The sequence below is a fragment of the Pantoea sp. BJFS-204 genome (genome assembly GCF_049310725.1).
GTDB classification, from domain to species: Bacteria; Pseudomonadota; Gammaproteobacteria; order Enterobacterales; family Enterobacteriaceae; genus Pantoea; species Pantoea agglomerans.
Genome location: NZ_JBMOWE010000003.1, coordinates 369,745 through 389,478 on the forward strand (window position 1 = coordinate 369,745; position 19,734 = coordinate 389,478).

Sequence of the window (19,734 nt, forward strand, 5' to 3'; positions counted from 1 at the left end):
GCTGAAGTCAGCGCGCTCATTAACCTTCAGGGAGAAACCATGGCTGCTTACGCCTCGACCATCATTCTGATTTGCCTTGCCGTACTGAGTTATTTCGTTCACAACAACGCGGTCACGATTTCAATTCTGGTGCTGCTGGCGATTAAAATTACCCCGCTGGCACAGTTCTTCCCCTACGTAGAAAAACAGGGCATTACCTTAGGCATCATTATTCTTACGGTGGCGGTGATGGCCCCGCTGGCAAGCGGCTCACTGCCCGCCTCTGCGCTGATCAAGTCGTTTGCTAACTGGAAGTCGATTGTGGCGATTCTGGTGGGGATCTTTGTCGCCTGGCTGGGCGGCCGTGGCGTGAACTTTATGAGCGTCCAGCCTTCGGTGATTGGTGGTCTGCTGATTGGTACAGTGATTGGCGTGGCGTTCTTCCGAGGGGTGCCGGTAGGACCACTGATTGCCGCAGGCATTGTTTCGCTGTTTGTGGCGGCTAAGTAGCGTTTGGGCGCATTCCGAAACGCCAAAAAGGGGGCATACTTTCAGAGTCAGTTGGCTATAATAGCCGACACTCAACATACGACTACTGAAGGAATGCCAGATGAGTTTGAACCAGGTGCCAGCAGGTAAAGACCTGCCAGAAGATATCTACGTTGTCATTGAGATCCCAGCGAATGCTGATCCGATCAAATATGAAGTTGATAAAGAGTCTGGTGCCCTGTTTGTAGACCGTTTCATGTCTACCGCCATGTTCTATCCGTGCAACTACGGCTACATCAACCATACCCTTTCTCTGGATGGTGATCCGGTTGACGTACTGGTTCCGACCCCGTATCCACTGGTTCCAGGCTCAGTGATCCGCTGCCGTCCGGTTGGCGTGCTGAAAATGACCGACGAGTCTGGCGAAGATGCCAAACTGGTTGCCGTTCCGCACACCAAACTCTCTAAAGAGTACGATCACATCAAAGATGTGAACGACCTGCCAGAACTGCTGCGTGCACAGATCACCCACTTCTTTGAGCACTACAAAGATCTGGAAAAAGGCAAATGGGTGAAAGTGGATGGCTGGGATAATGCCGAAGCCGCTAAAGCTGAAATCATCTCCTCTTACGAGCGCGCACAGAAGAAGTAATTCTGCTGCCGGTTTGTGAGTCGAAAAAAAAAACACCGTCCGGATGGACGGTGTTTTTGTTCAGGCCTCTGGCTCCTCATCGCGCTTCAGCCAGTCACCACTCATGATGCGCTGGCGTCCTGCCACTGAGCGTTGATAGACATAAAGCCATGCACTGCCAAACGGCGTCTGAGTCAGATAACGTTTGTACTCTCCCCCTTTGGTGCGAAGCGCATCCAGCTCCGCAAGGGTTGAGGCATCAATGCGGTACACCTCACAATGTACCGCTCCATTGCCCTCAATCACGCCGGGATAATGGCCCAGACTGTAAAGCTCAAAGCCTTCAATCTGGTGATCACCCAGCCACTGCGCATTCGTCATCCAGTGACTGTTTCCCTGTTTGCGCCGTAAACTGCCGTAGACAATTATTCGCATTGCTAAAACTCAAACTGATAGAGCAAATCGAGAGCCTGATCCACACCGGACACGGCTTCCAGATAGAGTTTAGGCATCAGGCGGTAACGCAAGGTTAACGTCGCCAGTGAATCAAATATGCCAACACCGTATTTTACCTGCAGACCCGGTAGCACATAGCCGCTGACCTGCACCTGCTGGCTGTCGCCAACACCGGCAGTATCAACAGCGAGATTGCTGACACCGAATGTCTCCCCGATTTTACCCACAACCTGCCCACTTTGTGCAACCCCTAAGCCAACAAGTGCTGAAGTGAGGGCGTTACTGTCGCCATCGCTGCCCAATCCCTGACCGCGCAGCAGATAGGAAAGCGCTTCCTGTTGCGACATCGCCGGATCGGAGAAGACTTCCGCTTTTGGCTCATCCGCCAGGCCAGTGACGCGCAGACCCGCGGTGACGCCATCCTCGGTAGCATCCGGGTTACGGATGGCTTCCAGGTTGACGTAAGGCTGATCCGGCGGACCGGCAAACTGCAGCTCGCCTTTACGTACGATCAGATCCTGACCATAAGCGTGGAAGCGACCGGACGGAATGTTGATCTGACCGTTCAGGCCGAGTCCTGACTTATCCTGCACCATTTTCAGATCGCCATTCAGCTTCGCTTTCAGGCCAAACGCAGAGAGTCGCACATCGTTGCCGACGTGGATCACCAGATTGCTGTTAATCGGAATCGCGGCGGTTTGCGGTGCAATCGGCTTCAGCTGTTTATCCAGCAACACCTCATCCGACGAAACGCCGGTGGCGCTTTCCGGCACTTCCTGCACCGTGATGCGCGCCCATGGAATATCGACCCGGCCATCAAGGTTAAAGGCAGCTGGCGTCGCTTCAAACACCAGATCCGGCGAGACATCCATGCGCACCATCGGCGGCACGGTCACGCGAACCCGGCTGCCCTGCGCCGCAATGCGCGCACGCCAGTTGTCGAGCTGGCTCCAGTCTGCGTTACCGCTGAGGTTGATATTGCCCTGCCCGGTCTGCACCAGCCCGTTCAGGGTGGAGCTCATGCCGTTAAACACCAGATTCAGGTTGGCACTGGTCAGGTCAACCGGCATAAAGTTGCCATCCACATCCACACCCGTCAGGCCAAGCTGACCAAATACCTGCGGCTGCTGCACGCTGCCGCCCAGGCGCAGGCTGCTGTTCAGGCTGCCTTTGATCTTCTCGCCCTGCATCAGTGCCGGATTGAGCATCGCCAGCGAGACATTGCGGATGTTGACGTTACCGCCCAGCGTGCGACGGTTTTGCGGATCGTCGATCTGCACGTTGCCATCCAGCTGACCGTTATTGGCGATGCGGATCAGCCAGTCGAGCTGGGCGCGCCCGTTTCGCAGCGCGGCATTGAGGTTCAGCGTGTCAAAGGCGATCGGCAGATTGTTGCCCTGCACATCCTGCACCACTTTCACGCCGTTGCCCTTCAGCGCCACGGTACCGGTCGGCAGGCTGCCATCGGCAGTCCAGTTGACGCGCACGTCGCCGCTGAACAGGCCGCTAAGCTGAGTCGCATCCGGCATAAACGGCTTCACCATCGCCAGGTCAAAGCGATTCAGCACCACATGCGCCTTGCCTGCCGGGCCCGCTTCAACCGGCTCCGGCACACAAATTTGCGCATTGGGGTTCTGCCAGCAGTGTGGGCCGATGGTGGCCGTCTGGCGGCTGTTCAGATAGTCGATGGCCATGGCGCGGGTCAGACGCCACTCACCGACTGGCGTATCAAAGTGGGTGTCGTTCAGCGACCCTTTCCAGCGCTCCGTCTGGCGATCAAAGCTGCCGTTCAGCGCCAGCTGGCCAGAGACCGGTTTGCCCTGCACATTGAGCTTCAGCTGATGCTGATGCTCATTGCCGTCCGCGTTCAGCGTCAGCAGGCTGATGTTCAGCGCATCCTGCTTCAGCTGCTCGACGCGCAGTTGCAGTTTACCCGCCACCTGCTCGCCGGAACGGACGTCGCCATTCAGGGTGACGCGATTGATCTGCATCTGCTGCCAGCGCAGACCACGGGCATTAAGATCGGCCAGCAGCTGCGGTGCCTTCAGGGTACCCCGCGCTTTTATTGTGCCGTTGATGACGCCGCCCAGACCCGGCAGCGCATTGTCGAGCTGGGGTGCGTCGATACTGGCATCGAGATCCAGACTGTCGCCCAGCGCGCCTTTAACATCCAGATGGTTGCGTCCCAGCGCCAGCTTAATGCCCGGCACCGTCCACTGGTTGTAGCTGTTACCGGTCAGGGAGCCATCAGCGGTCACGGCGTTCTGTTTCACATTGCCTTTCAGCTGTAGCTGCGGCACGCTCAGTTGCCAGCTGCCACCATACAGACTGCCGCGGGTGGTGATTTTGCCATCCAGCCTTGCTGGCCAGTCGGGATACTGTTTAGCGGTATTAATTCCCGCCAGCGTCAGCTCACTGCGCCAGCTTATCGCCTTGCTCCAGTCCACCAGCGCGGTGAGATCGATATTGCCCTGCAGCGCAGCCACGCGCAGGCGGTCGAGGCTGAACTGCTCAACGTTGCCTTTACCCGTCAGCGAGATCGTCGCCGGTGGTACAGATTCACCCTTCACGGCAGTCTGCAGCGACATCACATAGTCGGTGGCTTTGCCTTTGAACTGATAGTCCAGGTTATCCGCCTGATACGCTACCGGACCGGTCAGCGGCCAGCGTAACTGCGGACTGGTCAGCTTCAGTGACAGCGGCAGTCCCGCCACCGCCAGCTGGGTCGTGGCGTCCAGCTGCGCATTCACCGGACCGGAGAAGTTCAGCCCCATCTTCAGCTCGTCGCGCATCGCGCCATTAAGTTTCAGCGCGAGCTTTTCGCCTTTAATCGGATCGGTATTCACTGTGCCGTTAAGGGAGAAATCGACAGGCCAGTTATCCGCCAGCGTCGCCTGACCGCTACCCTTCAGGTTGCCGAGGTTCGAGTCCACCTCCAGCGTGCTGAGCTGCATCTGACGATCGGCGGTTCTGGCTTTCAGCAGCAACCGGCTGACGGAAATATCGGTGTCGCCGGTAATGCGCAGCTGTTCACCCAGAATCTGCTGCACCTCAATATCCAGCGGCAGACGGAAATCAGGCATCTCAGGCAGAAGGGGTTGCGCAAACATCGCCTGCAGCGTTTCACCCAGCGGTTTTTCAGCGGGATGTGGCTGCTGGACTTTCGGCTCCACCACCTCGTCATTGACCACTTTCGCCGCTTTCGGCAGCGCAATCAGCAGGCTTTGAATATGGGTCGGGTTCAGCGTCAGCGCACGATCCTGCCACTGCAGGCCGGTGGTGAAGTCGAGCAGCGATATTGCGGTGTCATCAACTTTGACATTGATATTGTGCAGGCCAAAGTGACGCAGCGTGATGGGGTATGGCGTGCTGAGGTTAGTGTTGCCACTCTCCTCTTCCGGCGCTGGTGCCGCAGGCGTCATTTTCTTGCTGTCGACCACCACGCTGATATCGCGCAGGGAGACATCGTTAACGCACACGGAGGAGTGCAGCAGGCAGTTGAGATCCACCGCCAGATGAATTTGCCCGGCATCGACGCTGACCCCAGGCATTTCGTAACGCAGACCGTTAAGGGTCAGGTTACGCCAGCCCCCATCGACCTGCTTGATTGACAGGCCCGGCACCCAGCGCGACGCACCTTTCAGCACTAAATGCAGCCCAGGCGTGGTACCGATTAAAAATGCCACCCCACCCAACAGCACGACCAGAAAGATCAGAATGCCGATCAGGACCTTTTTCCACAGCTTCATAGTTCTGGCCCCAGCCCTACGTAAAATTGTAATCCATGCTCTTCGTCATCCCCGATGGGTCTGGCGATATCAAATTTGATTGGGCCAACCGGTGAAGACCAGCGCACGCCGACGCCCGCACCGGTTTTGACGTTACTTTGCTTGATGTCGTTAACCGCTTCGCCCGAGTCGACAAACACCGCGCCCCACCATTTCCCGGTGACGTTGTACTGATATTCCAGCGATCCGGTGGCGAGTTTTGACGCACCGGTGAGTTTGCCGTCATCATCGCGCGGTGAAATGTTTTTATATTTGTAGCCACGAATACTGCGGTCACCACCGGCAAAGAAGCGCAGATCCGGCGGCACTTTTTCGAAGTCGTTGGTTTCGATCCAGCCCAGATTGCCGCGCGCCACAAAGCGATGACTGTCGCCAAGGGTACGGATCCAGACGTTTTGCGCCTGCAGGATCAGGAAGTCGACGTCTGAACCCCAGGTGGTATCAGAGACGTCTGCCGAATAGCGCTGTGAATCGCCCCATGTCGGCATCAGGCCGCCACGGGAACGGGTACGGTTTACGCTGACGCCGGGATAGAGCAGCATAGTGGTGTTGGTCACGCTGCCCTGAGTAAAGTGATCCAGGCTCCAGCGCAGGTTGACCGCCTTCTGCCAGCCGCTGCTGCTGTCCCAGTTGCGCGACATCGCAAGCGTCGTGGTATCCGCTTTGGTGTCGTTGAGGTCGGTGCGCTTCAGGCCGCCGGAGAAGGTGTAGTACTGCTCAAGCGGGCTTTTCAGCAGCGGCACTTTGTAGCTGAGATCGACCTGCTGTTCCGGCGCGGAAACGTAGGCGCTGGCCGCCAGGCTGTGGCCGCTGTCGTTGATCCACGGTTTTTTCCAGGTCCCTTTCAGGCGCGGACCGACGTCTGTGGAATAGCCGACGCCGGTTTCAATGGTGTTTTCGGTGCGGGGTGACATTACTGCGCTCAGCGGCAGCACTTTGGTCTGTCGTCCCTTGCTGAATTCCGGCGCGACCACCACCGAATTAAACCAGCCGGTAGCGGAGAGGCGGCGATTCAGCTCGGCTAAATCGCGGGAGCTGTAGTAGTCCCCCTCTTTAAACGGCACCAGGTTTTGCAGGTACTCTTCGCGAATTTGCGATCCCTGGAAAGTAACGTCGCCGAAGCGATAGCGTTCGCCACTGTCGTAGTCGATATCCCAGAACGCTTCACGCCGCTCAACCGAGACACCAAGCTGGCTTTTTTTAAACGTGCCGTCGAAATAGCCGTTACGCAGTGCGAGATTAGAGAAGCCGCTTTTGAATTTGTCATATTGCCCGTGGTTAAGCTGGCTGCCCACTTCAGGGCGTCCCTGCTTCACCCAGGCTTTGTAATCCGCGTCATTGCGCGCATCACCTTCGACCACAATCGTGCTGCCGCCGATTTTTACCGGTTCACCAGGCGTTACGTGTGCCACTAATACCGGTCGTCCACCCTGCGCAGGCGCGGGGCGGGATTCGAAATCGATGGTGGGCTCGTAATAACCGAGCGCGCGCAGCCCCTCTTTTATCGCAACAGAAACGCGCGCGCGAAAGCGGCCATCATTAGAGACCTCATCGCTGCCGATGGTGGACAGACGCGCTCTGACATTCTTTTGCAGATCCCCGGATAAGCCGTCTACCTGTAATCGCACTGTCGCCGCCTCAAGGGCGGGCGCGGCAAGCAGCAGGCCAGCCATGCAATAAACATAAAATCGTGGCACCTGTACTCCTGTTAATCATGCCGGCCCCTTTTCCGCGGGGCGCTTATTAATCTTCTTTGCCCGCACTACCGCAACGGCAACATCCTCATCATAGCCGCACTTTATGGCAAACGGCGGAGCAACTCTGACATCTAAGTCAAATAACGGGGCTATTGTCGGTAAATGGGGTGAGCGATACAACTCCTGCGGGTCGGAATGATCAGTCCGATATGACTCACTCAGATAAATCCGAGTCTGTAACCGGCCGCTCTGGCTGCTAATGCGCCCTTAAGCAGCGGTTTGCCCTCTGGCGGCGCAATGAGCGCTCCTGCTATAATCGGCCACCACAGGCATGCCGCCTGTTTTCATTTCTGCCCCGACATGTCGTTTGTTGTCGAACTGGCGCAGACATTTTTGGCACGGATAGCTTTGTTTCACGGATAAACCAACTCTGTTTGCGCTTACCCACGCTGCCCAGGCCAAAAATGACAAGTGGATAACCCTTTGGATCTCATATGTTAGATAGCTTACTTGTCATTCTGTTACTGATCGTAATCAGTGCCTTTTTCTCTCTGTCGGAGATCTCGCTGGCGGCCGCCCGTAAGATCAAACTGAAACTGCTGGCCGATGAAGGCAACGTAAATGCGCAGCGCGTGCTGAAAATGCAGGAAACGCCGGGCATGTTCTTCACCGTGGTGCAGATTGGCCTCAACGCCGTCGCCATCCTGGGGGGTATTGTTGGCGATGCGGCGTTTTCGCCGGTTTTCAGCGGCCTGTTTAACCGGTTTGTCTCGCCGGAACTGGCGGAGCAGCTCAGCTTTATCTGCTCCTTCACCATCGTCACCAGCCTGTTTATCCTGTTTGCTGACTTAACCCCAAAGCGGGTCGGCATGGTCGCACCGGAAACCATCGCGCTGCGCATCATCAACCCGATGCGTTTCTGCCTGCTGATAATGCGTCCGTTGGTGTTTCTGTTTAATGGCCTGGCTAACGTCTTCTTCCGTATTTTCAAGCTGCCGATGGTGCGTAAAGATGACATCACCTCCGACGATATCTACGCGGTGGTTGAAGCGGGTGCGCTGGCTGGCGTGCTGCGTAAGCAAGAGCACGAGCTGATTGAAAACGTGTTTGAGCTGGAGTCACGTACTGTTCCCTCCTCCATGACCTCACGTGAGAATATTGTCTGGTTTGATCTGCACGAAGATGAGACCAGCCTCAAAACCAAAATCGCCCAGCATCCTCACTCGAAGTTTCTGGTCTGCAGCGGCGATATCGACCATATCGTTGGCTATGTCGACTCCAAAGAGCTGCTGCTGCGCGTGCTGGGTAATCAGAGCATGGCGCTGAACAGCGGCCTGCAGATTCGCTCGGCGCTGATCGTGCCGGACACGCTGACCCTCTCTGAAGCACTGGAAAGTTTTAAAACCGCCGGAGAAGATTTCGCGGTGATCATGAACGAATATGCGCTGGTTGTGGGCATTATTACCCTGAATGATGTAATGACCACGCTGATGGGCGATCTGGTTGGCCAGGGTATGGAAGAGCAGATTGTGGCGCGCGATGAGAATTCATGGCTGGTTGAAGGCGGTACGCCGATTGATGACGTGATGCGCGTGCTGGACATTGATGATTTCCCGCAGTCAGGCAACTACGAAACCATCGGCGGCTTTATGATGTATATGTTGCGTAAGATTCCGAAGCGTACCGATTTTGTGAAGTTTGCTGGCTACAAGTTCGAGGTAGTGGATATTGATAGCTATCGCATCGATCAGTTGCTGGTCACCCGCATCGATGAACGACCGCCGGTGCTGAGCATGACAAAAAGCGAAGAAGAGTAGAATGACCAGCAGTCTGGACATGGACAGCGCGGAACAACCGGAATGTGACGTAGTCTGTGAGAATTGTTGGCACTGCTCAGGTTCAGAGTGACAAATAAAATGGCCTGACTGGCCAGACACTAAGGGCGCCATCGGCGCCCTTATGATTAGTTGAACTCAAGTTTGAGACGAACGACCTGGCGGTTAATTTCTGACATCACGCTCAGGTGCTGTTTGTCTTTGACGCGCGGGATTAATACTTTCCCTTTGTCGAACTCGAACGCGCCGACGTCCTTGATATACAACCTTCCTTTGAACAGCGTTTTTACATATTTCGCTATTTGTAGCGGATTATAGCGCTGGAAGATCTTCATACTGACTAACTCCTGTACATTTTTAAGCACGCTTCGCCGTTTCCAAATTTGGTTCCAGCCCATGAAGCGCGAATTCGCGATAACTATAGAACACTCAAACCTACTAATGTTCCTAAAAGTGATTTTTTTTACTGAATTGACACATCATTACAGAACACTCTGTTATCAGGCTCACACAACACAGTATAAACCTTCGTTGGTTAAGGAATTGTGGCGGCCATAACAAACCTGACACCTTTCCAGGACAGGCGCATCATCCCTGCTTACTATTGCAGTAAAATGACTAACTGGTCTGATCACTCAAGGAAATAGCAATGCGAATAATTCTGGCAGCTGTAGCGTTGTCTTTACTGATACCGGCAAGCGTGATGGCTCATGACCTCAGGCAGGATATGCGGGTACCGGCCGTTGGCGTGAACGACAAAGGCGAGCTGTTATTGCAGCAGGATAAGTTTAGCTACAAAAACTGGAATAGCGCGCAGCTCGGCGGAAAAGTTCGCGTGGTTCAGCACATCGCGGGTCGCTCATCCGCTAAAGAGATGAATGCCGCATTGATCGAGGCGATTAAGGCCACGAAGCTGCCGCATGATCGCTATCAGACCACCACCATCGTGAATACAGATGATGCCATTCCCGGTACGGGCATGTTTGTGCGCAGCAGCGTCGAGACTAACAAGCAGCAATATCCGTGGTCGCAGTTTGTTGTCGACAGCAAGGGCAATGTGCAGCATGCCTGGCAGTTACAGCCGGGCGGTTCCGCCATTGTGGTGCTGGATAAGCAGGGTAAGGTGAAATTTGTGAAGGATGGATCGCTGACGCAGGATGAAGTGACAAAAGTGATTACGCTGGTCACCTCCCTGCTGAAGGATTAATCGCTGAAGCCCCGGTGGGAAGAGCATCGCCCGCCGGGGTTTCAGCCTTCAGCAGGCTCAGCGCTCAGACAGCGTTAAAACAGTGAAACGCGGAAGCCAGGATTAAGGAAGGATTCGCGCGGCGCGTAGTCCAGAGTTTTACCCTGCCAGTCGTGCACATGCGCGCCCGCCGCCATCGCCACGGCATGGCCCGCGCCGGTATCCCAGATGTTGGTGGGTCCGAAACGGGGATAGAGCTGGGCTTTTCCTTCTGCCACCAGGCAGAATTTCAGTGAGGATCCGGTCGCGACGGTCTGATGTTCACCTAACTGCTTCAGGTACTCTTTCATCTCATCGTCGTCACCATGTGAACGGCTCACCACCACCAGCGGAGGACGCGCATCACGGACATGAATCTGTTCACGCTGACCGCCCTCCTCTTTCCACGCTTTGCCGTCTGCAGCGGAGTACATCACGCCCAGCACCGGCGCATAGACTACGCCCATTACCGGCTTGCCCGCTTCGATCAGCGCAATATTAACGGTAAATTCGCCGTTACGCTTGATGAACTCTTTGGTGCCATCCAGCGGATCGACCAGCCAGTAGCGCTGCCAGTGCTGACGCACTTCCCAGGCTGGCGGATCTTCTTCTGACAGCACGGGGAGATCAGGCGTTAACTTTTTGAGGCCCGCGAGGATCACCTCGTGTGCAGCGATATCCGCAGCGGTCACCGGCGAATCATCCGATTTGTGAGAAACGTCAAGCGGCGCGGCACCGTTATAGACCTGCATAATCGCGTCGCCTGCTTCGCGTGCCAGTTGGCAGATTTGCTCTAACATTTTTCACCTCATTGTGTCTGTCTGCTGCAGGATCAGCTCATCGTCAGATAGTGACATTTTAGCAGTTCCGCCTGAAGTACCCATTTACAGGCACTTTGGCGATTCAATTTATAGATATATCAATATCATAGTTACCCATTTATCGCCACGCCTGTGCCGCTACGCCTCCATCGTTTAAGAATCCGTCGCTGACCGATGCGCCAAAACGTTATACCCATCACGATTTAAAATGACTATCTGTCATGCTTTTACATTATTTTGAGATCCTTATTTATTTTGCAGCAGGAGCAAGCATGTTTAAGCCCGGAATGATGTTACTGGCACTGAGCGTTTCCGTCGCCACCCAGGCGGCGACGGTGGATTTGCGGATACTGGAAACCACCGATCTGCACAGCAATATGATGGATTTCGACTATTACAAAGACACGCCAACCGAGAAGTTTGGTTTGGTGCGAACCGCCACGCTGATCCACGCCGCACGCCAGGAGGTGAAAAACAGCCTGCTGGTCGATAACGGCGACATCATTCAGGGCAGCCCGCTGGGTGACTACATGGCGGCCAAAGGATTACGTGAGGGCGAGATCCATCCGGTCTACAAGGCGCTCAACACGCTGGATTACAGCGTCGGTAACCTCGGTAATCATGAATTCAATTATGGCCTGCCCTACCTGAAAAAAGCGCTGGCGGGCGCACGCTTTCCCTATGTGAACGCCAACGTGATTGATGTGAAGAGCGGCAAACCGCTGTTTACCCCATACCTCATCAAATCCACTACGGTGGTTGATCGTGAGGGCAAAACGCAGACCCTGAAGATAGGTTATATCGGCTTTGTGCCGCCGCAGATCATGGTGTGGGATAAAGCCAACCTGCAGGGCAAGGTACGCGTCGATGACATCACCGAAACGGCTCGCCGCTACGTGCCTGAGATGCGCGCGCAGGGCGCCGATCTGATTATCGCTATTCCCCACTCCGGCCTGAGCAGCGAGCCGTATCACACGATGGCGGAGAACTCGGTTTACTATCTCAGCCAGGTGGAAGGCATTAACGCCATCCTGTTTGGTCATGCGCATGCGGTCTTCCCCGGCAAGGAGTTTGCTGACATCAAGGGTGCAGATATCGCCAACGGCACCCTGAACGGTATTCCGGCGGTGATGCCAGGCATGTGGGGCGATCACCTTGGCGTGGTTGACCTGGTGCTGAACAATGAGGGCGGACGCTGGCAGGTGAGCAGCGGCAAAGCACAGGCGCGGCCAATCTACGATACCGCAGCGAAGAAATCGCTGGCGGCAGAGGATCCGGCGCTGGTGAAGGTACTGGCTGACGATCACCGCGCCACGCGGGAGTTTGTGGCGAAGCCCATCGGCAAGTCCGCCGATGTGATGTACAGCTACTTGTCGCTGGTACAGGACGATCCGACGGTACAGATCGTCAATAATGCCCAGCGCGCCTACGTGGAGCATTTCATTCAGGGCGATCCGGATCTGGGCCGTCTGCCGGTGCTCTCTGCTGCTGCGCCGTTTAAAGCGGGCGGACGTAAAAACGATCCGGCCAGCTATGTCGAAGTGGAGAAAGGCGCGCTGACCTTCCGTAACGCGGCCGATCTCTATCTTTATCCCAATACCCTGGTGGTCATGAAAGTCACCGGTGCGCAGGTAAAAGAGTGGCTGGAGTGCTCAGCGGGCCAGTTTAATCAGATCGATCCCCACAGCACGAAAACGCAGTCGCTGATCAACTGGGATTTCCGCACCTATAACTTTGATGTGATTGACGGGGTTAATTATCAGATTGATGTGACCCAGCCCGCACGCTACGACGCAGAGTGTCAGTTGATCCATCCTGAGGCCTCACGTATTCGTCAGCTTAGCTGGCAGGGTAAACCCGTCGATCCACAGGCGACCTTCCTGGTGGCGACCAATAACTATCGCGCTTACGGCGGCAAGTTTGCCGGCACCGGAGATAAATACATTGCCTTTGCCTCGCCGGATGAGAACCGTTCCGTGGTTGCAGCCTACATCAGCGCGGAAACCAAAGCGCACGGTGAAGTTCAGCCGAAGGCGGACAATAACTGGCGGCTGGCACCGATTACCTCATCCACCCCACTCGACATTCAGTTTGAAACGGCACCGGGTGATAGAGCGACCGGGTTTATTAAGCAACATGCGCAATATCCGCTTCAGCCCAAAGGGACAGATGCGATCGGCTTTGCTCTGTGGCAGGTGAATTTACAGCAGAAATAAAGCGGGAGAAAACGCTGCAACCGGAGTGGTTGCAGCGTCCGGAATTACAGAATTTCCAGCAGTTCGACTTCGAAGATCAGGGTGCTGAATGGTGGGATAGAGGCACCCGCACCGCGCTCGCCATACGCGAGGTTCTGTGGGATAACCAGTTCCCATTTTGAGCCAACCGGCATCAGGGTCAGCGCTTCAATCCAGCCTGGGATCACGCCGCTTACCGGGAATTCCGCCGGTTCGCCACGGGCAACAGAGCTGTCGAATACGCTGCCGTCGATCAGTTTACCGGTGTAGTGAACGCGTACGCGATCCTGACGTGATGGGATTGGACCTTCGCCCTGCGTAATCACGCTGAACTGCAGACCTGATTCGGTGCTGCTCACGCCTTCACGCTGCGCATGTTCCTGCAGGAACGCCTGACCTTCTGCGGCCATGGCTTCGGTGCGCTCACGACGCACGCCTTCAGCGCGTTCATGCACTTCACGCAGTGCGCGATGAACCACATCAACCGGTACGGCCGGCGAGTTCCCTTCCAGCGCGTCGCGCAGACCCGCGAGCAGTGCTTCTGGTTGCAGACCCTGCAGACCAGATTCCAGCAACTGCTGGCCAACCTGTAAACCAATACCGTAACTTGCTTGTGCTTCGACGCTGTCGAAAGAAGGGGTAGTCATCTTCGTTCCTTTCACTCTCGGATAAATTCGAACGGGCAGCATAGCAGCGCAGGCCGCTGGCGTAAAATGCCCTGCATCGCAGATGACTTTTGCCGGGGAAAGAGAAACAATAGAGCCGTCAATTTTATCAATGCTGGCAGGCACTTCGCGCCGGTATTGCCCATACTATAACTATCGGGGGGGATCACCCCCTCTGTAGCACACGAATAAGAGAGCAAACATGGGCCAGATAGCCCCACGACGCCGCAGGATGCGTGCAAAACATCTTGTATCCCGGCTGCAGACCTGGCTGGCCGCACGCAGGCTAAAGCAGCCTGCCGGAGAGGAGGAACCCCGAATGGCTTCAGACACGTCATCCCGCCTGCCGACATGGCTTCAGCGTATCTGGCATTTTACCGACCACATTCGCTGGATGGACCCGCTGCCTGCGCCGCACCGCCGTGGCATTGTGGCCGCACTGCTGGTGATGCTGGTGGCGTTTCTCTGGCCCGCCAGCACGCTGCGCTATCCGGTCGAGCAGCCGGTCGCACCCCAGACGGAGAAAGAGGTGCCGATGCAGGCGGATATTTATGAGAACAACAGTAGCCGCCAGCCGTCATCCTCACCGTCTCAGCAGACGCCAAAAGCCGATTCTCAGGGCGAGTGGCGCAATCTGACCATCGCTTCCGGTCAGACGCTGGCGCAGCTGTTTCGTGATAATAGTCTGCCGGTCAATGATGTTTTTGCGATGGCGCGGGTGGAAGGCAGCGATCAGCCACTCAGCTCACTGAAAAGTGGTCAGCAGGTAAAAATCCGTCAGGATGCGCAGGGGGCTGTAACAGGTCTGACGGTGGAGGGCGCAAACGGTCCGGTGCTGTTTACACGTCAGCCAGACGGCAGCTTTATTCGCGCGCAGTAACGTGAACAGCGGCGATTGAAAGGCACAAAAACAAAAACGCCGGCACAGGGCCGGCGTTTGTGTCGTGCTCAGTTAATAAAGATTAACCAGCAACTACTTTCACGTTCAGTTTCGCGAATACTTCGCTGTGAACCTGGAAGCTTACTTCATGCTCACCGGTAGTGCGCAGAACGCCGTTCGGCAGACGAACTTCGCTCTTAGCCACTTCAACGCCAGCTGCAGTCACTGCATCAGCGATGTCGCGGGCACCGATTGAACCGAACAGTTTACCTTCATCGCCCGCTTTAGACGTGATGGTTACAGTGCCCAGTTCATTGATTTTCTCAGCGCGTGCAGTTGCTGCAGACTGAACGTCAGCCAGTTTGGCTTCCAGTTCAGCACGGCGTGCTTCGAAGAACTCAACGTTTTTCTTAGTAGCAGGAACAGCTTTGCCCTGTGGTACCAGGAAGTTACGAGCGTAGCCCGCTTTAACGTTAACCTGATCACCCAGGGTGCCAAGGTTTGCTACTTTATCAAGCAGAATAACTTGCATTACCTTATCCTCTTAAAGTCGTTAATGGACAGTTGCCGATTACTGATGACGATCAGTGTACGGCAGCAGAGACAGGTAACGCGCACGCTTGATGCAGCGAGCCAACTGACGCTGGTATTTTGCACGAGTACCGGTGATACGGCTCGGGACAATTTTACCGCTTTCGGTAATGTAGTTTTTCAACGTTGCGATGTCTTTGTAATCGATCTCAACAACGCCTTCCGCGGTGAAACGGCAGAACTTGCGACGACGGAAATAACGTGCCATTAGGCTAGTCTCCAGAATCTATCAATTCAATCTGCTCGGCATGGAACACCACTTTGCTCTGGCCATTTCGTGCCTGATGGCAACTAATGAAACCGTCGAGTGTGAGTTGCGTGCCGACCGTTATATGTTGAGTAATCACCTGATGGGCGCTGCCGCTGATAATAACCGGCATACGACACCAAGCTTGCCGGTGAAACCCGGCCTCCTCCTGCACTGAGCGGTGCTCAAGCACGAACTGACAGTGAGGAATTCCTGACGGGCTAACTCTTCGAACCGGCGTCTTGCACACAGTGCCAGACAGGCGAAGTCGATTAACCGTCACGATGGATTACTCTTCAGAATCCCCAGCATCTGACTCATCAGCGGATTCGTTAGCAAAATCTTCGCGACGATCACGACGCTCATCTTTCGCTTTAACCATCGGCGATGCTTCAGTTACCGCGTTTTTAACGCGCATAACCATGCTACGGATAACGGCGTCGTTGAAGCGGAAGTTCGTTTCCAGCTCATCGATCGCTTCCTGCGGCGCTTCAACGTTCATCAGAACGTAATGCGCTTTGTGCAGTTTATTGATCGGGTAAGCCAGCTGACGGCGGCCCCAGTCTTCCAGACGGTGAATCGTGCCTTCTGCACCAGTGATAGCACCAGTGTAACGCTCGATCATGCCAGGAACCTGTTCGCTCTGGTCAGGATGAACCATAAATACGATTTCGTAATGACGCATCGAAATTGCTCCTTACGGATTATTCAGCCTCCTGTCGGGGTCAACCGCGGCCCATGGAAGCAAGGAACGTTATAGGCTGTGTCCCACAAAGGTTCGTTGTGACGAGCGTTTGTGGGACACAGCCTGAGAATGCGGCTGAAAAATTGACGCGTAATCATACTGGCGGCGACGGCTAAACTCAAGCGCACATTTCAACAAATGCCATCCGGCGTGCCATATACGGTAGCTTTTCGTGCTAATCATGTGAATACAGCGCGTTAAGCGGGAAAGGTTCAAAAAAGCTGATAAAGAGCTTCAGGCGGACGATCTGGCGATAATGTGCACAGTCGCTAAACTTAATGCAGACGTTACGGTTTGGCTTATCGGCGTCTAACAGAGTGTGTTCCCTGAAGTGAGGAGTCGGGCATGAAAACGTTCGTCATCGCCACTTTACTGGGTCTCTTCCTGTCTCCACCCGCTCTTGCCAGCAATGCTGACTGTGCGCAGCAGATAAGAAGTCACAGCAGCGAAGCGGCATCGGGTTATATCTATGTTAATCGGCTGGATGCGCCACAAAAGAACCCGGTCAACGCGCCTGCCAGAGCAGCAGAAAAATCGTCTGCGCACTGGTAAGTGCTGGTAAATTTACGGGCGGCAGATCCACTCTCCGCCCGCTCATTTTTATAGCTGCTGTTTAAAAAAGCTGACCAGCGCCGTCAATGCTGATGGCGTGATCTTATGTCCAATCTGTTTTTCAGACAGCGAAGTCAGATGCTGCGCCAGCCCGTTGTCACGCAGCGCCCTCTCCAGCCGGACGCTCTCCGCCCAGGGCACCACCTCATCCGCCTCACCATGCCACAACAGCAGCGGACGGTTTGCCAGGGCCTCCAGCCGGTTGCAGGGATCGTAGTCGGCCAGCGGTGCCATGCGGGCAGCAAACTGCGCTTGCTGCTCAGGCGTGTCGGCCACCAGCGGCGGAAACAGCGACTGACTGAGCTGCATAAAATAGCCCGATCCCATCAGGCAGGCGACGCTTTGAATCTGCGGATAACGCGCCATCGCGCCCAGCGCCGTCATGCCGCCCATCGACGCGCCCGCCACCGCAAAGCGCTCGCCGGCGATCAGATCGTCAGCGCGCAGCGCCGATTCCAGCTGCGGCAGCTCATCAATGTTCTGTTTCAGAATCTCCCAGAAGCGGCCAAGGCGTGCATCGGCATCACCGTGATAGCGCGCGCCGTGCAGATCTGCATCCGGCATCACCGCCCGGAACCCCGCCTGTGCCAGCGCGACTGCGAAGTAGGCGTAGACCTCTTTTGAAGAGGTAAAGCCGTGATAAAACAGCACGGTAGGAAGTGGCTGATGCCGTTGTCCGGCAGGCGTGGCGTGCAGGCATTCGATACCGGCCAGCGTTTCTGTGGTGAGTTCAATCATGGTCTCTCCTGAGAAGGGGCAAGGCGTGCCGATTGAGTGTACGTCTGCGGGTTAATTTACGAAATCCCCTGCTGCGTTTAGTCGCCAGATTTCGGCCTAAACTTTTCCCGCGCTTTGCCGTTGATGTTGTGTCCCCCTAACTTGATCAAAGGTAATTTATGAAGCGTCTCTCTCTCAGCGGCCTGAGTCTTGGAGTTAAGCTGTCTGTACTGACGTCTCTCAGCGTAGCGTTATTGTTGCTGGTTCTGACGCTAACCCAGAGCCACACCGCTTCGCGGCAGCTGGAAAATCTCGCCATCGATGACATGCAAAACCAGGTGCAGGGCATCAGTGAAATGGCCACCATGTTCAACGCCACCCTCACCGAAGAGGTGGCTCACTACACCAGTCTGTTTACCAGTTTCCTGCCTAAGCGTTTTAGCCTGGATGAAGGCTCCCGGGTGCAGGTCGGTGCCTTCTCGACGCCGGTGCTGCGCGCCGGGTTAAAAACGCTGAACCTCGACCAGACCGCGGTAGACGATTTCACCGAACGCACCGCCGCCGTGGCGACCATTTTTGTGCGCGACGGCGATGATTTTATCCGTATTTCCACCTCGCTGAAAAAGCAGGATGGCAGTCGCGCGATCGGTACGCAGCTTGACCGCAACGGCGCCGCCTGGAAAAGCGTCCGTCAGGGCGACGTCTATCAGGGGCTGGCGACGCTGTTCGGCCATCGCTACATCACACAATATCAGCCGGTAAAAGATGAGAGTGGCAAGGTTGTCGCCATCCTGTTTGTCGGCGTTGGCATTGATAAGCAGTATGCGCTGATGCGTGAAAAAATCCTGGCACGCAAGCTGGGTGATAGTGGTCATTTCTTTGTGCTCAACGGCACACCCGGTAAGACGCAGGGAGAGTATCTGTTCGATCAGCACAACGAAGGAAAACGACCCGCCTGGGATGACGCGACACTCCAGCCGCTGCTGACTCAGCCGCAGGGCATGCTGCAGGTAGAGATCAACGGCGAGCACCAGATTCTGGCCTGGCAGCAGCTGCCGGGCTGGAACTGGGTGATCGCCGGCGAAGTTAACCGTGAAAGCCTGCTCGCCCCGATTACGCATAGCCGTAACCTGTTCCTGATAACCGGACTGATTCTGGTGGTGGTCTTTGCGCTGGGGTTTGTCTGGTACAGCCGTCGGGCGATTACCCGTCCGCTGCAGCAGGTGATCCATCTGGCGGAGCAGTATGCCGCCGGGAATCTGCAGGTCCATATGGATACCCAGCGTCGCGATGAAGTGGGCCAGTTGATCGTTGCGATCAACGGCATTGGCGATGGTCTGGAGAAAATCGTCAGCCAGGTACGCGGCGCGGCGCAGGAGATCAGCGACGGCACGGACACCATCGCGGCCAGCAGTCATAACATCAGCGAGCAGATCGGGCGTCAGGCCAGCAGCGTGGAGCAGACCTCTGCCAGCATGGAGCAGTTTGGCGCGACGGTTGAACACACCGCAGACAGCCTGCGTCAGGCGATGTCACTGGTGGCCGAAGCCAGCGATATCGTCAGTCACGGCAGCCAGACGGTGGTGCGCTCGGTCAACACCATGTCGGCAATTAAGGTTTCATCACAAAGCATTGCGGATATCACCCACGTGATTGAGTCGATCGCCTTCCAGACCAATATCCTGGCGCTGAACGCCGCCGTTGAAGCGGCACGTGCCGGGGAACAGGGCCGTGGCTTTGCCGTGGTGGCCGCAGAAGTGCGTGCGCTGGCACAGCGTTCTGCGCAGGCCGCTAAAGAGATTGATGGACTGATTGCGACCTCCATCAGCAACGTGGCGGAAGGCCATCAGTTATCTGAGCAGACGCGCGATGCGATGAGCGACATTGTGACCCACATCGAGCAGGTGCAGGCGCTGATGGGCGAGATCAACGTCGCGGCGCAGCAGCAGGCGGCAGGCATCGGCCAGGTTAATCTGGCGATGAACCAGATCAGCCAGGCGACTCACCAGAACAGCGAACTGGTGACACAGGCGGAAAACAGCGCGCAGAACCTGAGTGATAAAGGGCATCACCTGACCCAGCTGGTCAGCGTATTCAGCCTTAAATCCTGACGCCATTCAGG

The 19,734-nt window shown here is 55.8% G+C and carries 19 protein-coding genes; 8 read left to right on the forward strand and 11 right to left on the reverse strand.

Annotation, left to right across the window (positions count from 1 at the left end; genetic code table 11):
* The first annotated feature begins 39 nt into the window (after positions 1-39).
* Together ACO6VX_RS12810 and ppa are read left to right on the forward strand one after the other, a co-directional pair.
* Entirely contained in the window at positions 40-489 is a 450-nt protein-coding gene (locus ACO6VX_RS12810) for a DUF441 domain-containing protein (protein ID WP_003855520.1), read from the forward strand.
* Between the two features lie 100 nt (positions 490-589).
* Positions 590-1,120, forward strand: coding sequence for an inorganic diphosphatase (ppa, locus tag ACO6VX_RS12815; protein ID WP_003855519.1), 531 nt, complete (start codon positions 590-592; stop codon positions 1,118-1,120).
* A 60-nt stretch (positions 1,121-1,180) separates the two neighbouring features.
* On the opposite strand, the gene ACO6VX_RS12820 is transcribed toward ppa, so the two are convergent.
* The 3 genes from ACO6VX_RS12820 to tamA are packed head-to-tail and all read right to left on the reverse strand — an operon-like array spanning position 1,181 to position 7,016.
* Positions 1,181-1,534, reverse strand: coding sequence for a gamma-glutamylcyclotransferase family protein (locus ACO6VX_RS12820; RefSeq protein ID WP_010256451.1), 354 nt, complete (start codon positions 1,532-1,534; stop codon positions 1,181-1,183).
* A gap of 2 nt (positions 1,535-1,536) precedes the next feature.
* The gene (tamB, locus tag ACO6VX_RS12825; RefSeq protein WP_422458171.1) at positions 1,537-5,304 is read right to left on the reverse strand and encodes an autotransporter assembly complex protein TamB; all 3,768 of its coding nucleotides are present in this window, start codon (positions 5,302-5,304) and stop codon (positions 1,537-1,539) included.
* On the reverse strand, positions 5,301-7,016 hold the full coding sequence (gene tamA, locus ACO6VX_RS12830) for an autotransporter assembly complex protein TamA (RefSeq protein ID WP_154210861.1): 1,716 nt from the start codon (positions 7,014-7,016) through the stop codon (positions 5,301-5,303). Before tamA ends, tamB begins: the two co-directional genes overlap by 4 nt.
* A 518-nt stretch (positions 7,017-7,534) precedes the next feature.
* On the opposite strand from tamA, the gene ACO6VX_RS12835 reads away from it, so the two are divergent.
* Positions 7,535-8,857 (forward strand): hemolysin family protein, encoded by a 1,323-nt coding sequence (locus tag ACO6VX_RS12835; protein WP_010256442.1) that lies wholly within the window; start codon positions 7,535-7,537, stop codon positions 8,855-8,857.
* A gap of 146 nt (positions 8,858-9,003) precedes the next feature.
* On the opposite strand, the gene ACO6VX_RS12840 is transcribed toward ACO6VX_RS12835, so the two are convergent.
* Positions 9,004-9,210 (reverse strand): DUF1107 domain-containing protein, encoded by a 207-nt coding sequence (locus tag ACO6VX_RS12840; protein ID WP_003855513.1) that lies wholly within the window; start codon positions 9,208-9,210, stop codon positions 9,004-9,006.
* Positions 9,211-9,524: 314 nt separating this feature from the next.
* On the opposite strand from ACO6VX_RS12840, the gene ACO6VX_RS12845 reads away from it, so the two are divergent.
* Positions 9,525-10,082 carry a YtfJ family protein gene (locus tag ACO6VX_RS12845; RefSeq protein ID WP_422458172.1) on the forward strand — a complete coding sequence of 186 codons (558 nt, stop codon included), beginning with the start codon at positions 9,525-9,527 and terminating at the stop codon, positions 10,080-10,082.
* A gap of 74 nt (positions 10,083-10,156) precedes the next feature.
* Here ACO6VX_RS12845 and cysQ read toward each other — a convergent pair whose 3' ends face one another.
* Positions 10,157-10,900, reverse strand: a complete 744-nt coding sequence (gene cysQ / locus ACO6VX_RS12850; protein WP_010256437.1) for a 3'(2'),5'-bisphosphate nucleotidase CysQ — start codon at positions 10,898-10,900, stop codon at positions 10,157-10,159.
* A 293-nt stretch (positions 10,901-11,193) separates the two neighbouring features.
* On the opposite strand from cysQ, the gene ACO6VX_RS12855 reads away from it, so the two are divergent.
* Positions 11,194-13,137 carry a bifunctional 2',3'-cyclic-nucleotide 2'-phosphodiesterase/3'-nucleotidase gene (locus tag ACO6VX_RS12855; protein ID WP_422458173.1) on the forward strand — a complete coding sequence of 648 codons (1,944 nt, stop codon included), beginning with the start codon at positions 11,194-11,196 and terminating at the stop codon, positions 13,135-13,137.
* A gap of 44 nt (positions 13,138-13,181) precedes the next feature.
* Here ACO6VX_RS12855 and fklB read toward each other — a convergent pair whose 3' ends face one another.
* On the reverse strand, positions 13,182-13,802 hold the full coding sequence (gene fklB, locus ACO6VX_RS12860) for an FKBP-type peptidyl-prolyl cis-trans isomerase (protein ID WP_010256433.1): 621 nt from the start codon (positions 13,800-13,802) through the stop codon (positions 13,182-13,184).
* Between the two features lie 220 nt (positions 13,803-14,022).
* On the opposite strand from fklB, the gene ACO6VX_RS12865 reads away from it, so the two are divergent.
* The gene (locus tag ACO6VX_RS12865; RefSeq protein ID WP_149917073.1) at positions 14,023-14,700 is read left to right on the forward strand and encodes a LysM-like peptidoglycan-binding domain-containing protein; all 678 of its coding nucleotides are present in this window, start codon (positions 14,023-14,025) and stop codon (positions 14,698-14,700) included.
* 82 nt (positions 14,701-14,782) lie between these two features.
* Here ACO6VX_RS12865 and rplI read toward each other — a convergent pair whose 3' ends face one another.
* From rplI to rpsF, 4 genes are read right to left on the reverse strand one after another with little or no spacing between them, the layout of a single operon-like run.
* A complete protein-coding gene (rplI, locus tag ACO6VX_RS12870; protein ID WP_010256429.1) occupies positions 14,783-15,232 on the reverse strand; it encodes a 50S ribosomal protein L9 in 450 nt (149 codons plus the stop codon).
* A 39-nt stretch (positions 15,233-15,271) separates the two neighbouring features.
* Positions 15,272-15,499, reverse strand: coding sequence for a 30S ribosomal protein S18 (rpsR, locus tag ACO6VX_RS12875; protein WP_002210155.1), 228 nt, complete (start codon positions 15,497-15,499; stop codon positions 15,272-15,274).
* Between the two features lie 4 nt (positions 15,500-15,503).
* On the reverse strand, positions 15,504-15,821 hold the full coding sequence (priB, locus tag ACO6VX_RS12880) for a primosomal replication protein N (RefSeq protein WP_010256154.1): 318 nt from the start codon (positions 15,819-15,821) through the stop codon (positions 15,504-15,506).
* 6 nt (positions 15,822-15,827) lie between these two features.
* Positions 15,828-16,223, reverse strand: a complete 396-nt coding sequence (gene rpsF / locus ACO6VX_RS12885; protein WP_003855334.1) for a 30S ribosomal protein S6 — start codon at positions 16,221-16,223, stop codon at positions 15,828-15,830.
* A 405-nt stretch (positions 16,224-16,628) separates the two neighbouring features.
* Here rpsF and ACO6VX_RS12890 point away from each other — a divergent pair, with 405 nt between their 5' ends.
* Complete coding sequence (locus tag ACO6VX_RS12890) at positions 16,629-16,835, forward strand: hypothetical protein (protein ID WP_010256150.1); 207 nt, start codon at positions 16,629-16,631, stop codon at positions 16,833-16,835.
* A gap of 48 nt (positions 16,836-16,883) precedes the next feature.
* Here ACO6VX_RS12890 and yjfP read toward each other — a convergent pair whose 3' ends face one another.
* Positions 16,884-17,633, reverse strand: a complete 750-nt coding sequence (yjfP, locus tag ACO6VX_RS12895; RefSeq protein ID WP_033758907.1) for an esterase — start codon at positions 17,631-17,633, stop codon at positions 16,884-16,886.
* Between the two features lie 158 nt (positions 17,634-17,791).
* Between yjfP and ACO6VX_RS12900 the strand changes: the two genes are divergently transcribed.
* Positions 17,792-19,723, forward strand: a complete 1,932-nt coding sequence (locus ACO6VX_RS12900; protein ID WP_346440446.1) for a methyl-accepting chemotaxis protein — start codon at positions 17,792-17,794, stop codon at positions 19,721-19,723.
* Positions 19,724-19,734: the final 11 nt, after the last annotated feature.

Coding starts and splice junctions, on each gene's coding strand:
- rplI (WP_010256429.1), bottom strand. CDS start 15,232: ATGCAAGTTATTCTGCTTGATAAAGTAGCAAACCTTGGCACCCTGGGT.
- tamA (WP_154210861.1), bottom strand. CDS start 7,016: ATGGCTGGCCTGCTGCTTGCCGCGCCCGCCCTTGAGGCGGCGACAGTG.
- ppa (WP_003855519.1), top strand. CDS start 590: ATGAGTTTGAACCAGGTGCCAGCAGGTAAAGACCTGCCAGAAGATATC.
- ACO6VX_RS12835 (WP_010256442.1), top strand. CDS start 7,535: ATGTTAGATAGCTTACTTGTCATTCTGTTACTGATCGTAATCAGTGCC.
- ACO6VX_RS12855 (WP_422458173.1), top strand. CDS start 11,194: ATGTTTAAGCCCGGAATGATGTTACTGGCACTGAGCGTTTCCGTCGCC.
- rpsR (WP_002210155.1), bottom strand. CDS start 15,499: ATGGCACGTTATTTCCGTCGTCGCAAGTTCTGCCGTTTCACCGCGGAA.
- ACO6VX_RS12810 (WP_003855520.1), top strand. CDS start 40: ATGGCTGCTTACGCCTCGACCATCATTCTGATTTGCCTTGCCGTACTG.
- ACO6VX_RS12900 (WP_346440446.1), top strand. CDS start 17,792: ATGAAGCGTCTCTCTCTCAGCGGCCTGAGTCTTGGAGTTAAGCTGTCT.
- fklB (WP_010256433.1), bottom strand. CDS start 13,802: ATGACTACCCCTTCTTTCGACAGCGTCGAAGCACAAGCAAGTTACGGT.
- ACO6VX_RS12820 (WP_010256451.1), bottom strand. CDS start 1,534: ATGCGAATAATTGTCTACGGCAGTTTACGGCGCAAACAGGGAAACAGT.
- ACO6VX_RS12845 (WP_422458172.1), top strand. CDS start 9,525: ATGCGAATAATTCTGGCAGCTGTAGCGTTGTCTTTACTGATACCGGCA.
- rpsF (WP_003855334.1), bottom strand. CDS start 16,223: ATGCGTCATTACGAAATCGTATTTATGGTTCATCCTGACCAGAGCGAA.
- yjfP (WP_033758907.1), bottom strand. CDS start 17,633: ATGATTGAACTCACCACAGAAACGCTGGCCGGTATCGAATGCCTGCAC.
- cysQ (WP_010256437.1), bottom strand. CDS start 10,900: ATGTTAGAGCAAATCTGCCAACTGGCACGCGAAGCAGGCGACGCGATT.
- ACO6VX_RS12840 (WP_003855513.1), bottom strand. CDS start 9,210: ATGAAGATCTTCCAGCGCTATAATCCGCTACAAATAGCGAAATATGTA.
- tamB (WP_422458171.1), bottom strand. CDS start 5,304: ATGAAGCTGTGGAAAAAGGTCCTGATCGGCATTCTGATCTTTCTGGTC.
- ACO6VX_RS12890 (WP_010256150.1), top strand. CDS start 16,629: ATGAAAACGTTCGTCATCGCCACTTTACTGGGTCTCTTCCTGTCTCCA.
- ACO6VX_RS12865 (WP_149917073.1), top strand. CDS start 14,023: ATGGGCCAGATAGCCCCACGACGCCGCAGGATGCGTGCAAAACATCTT.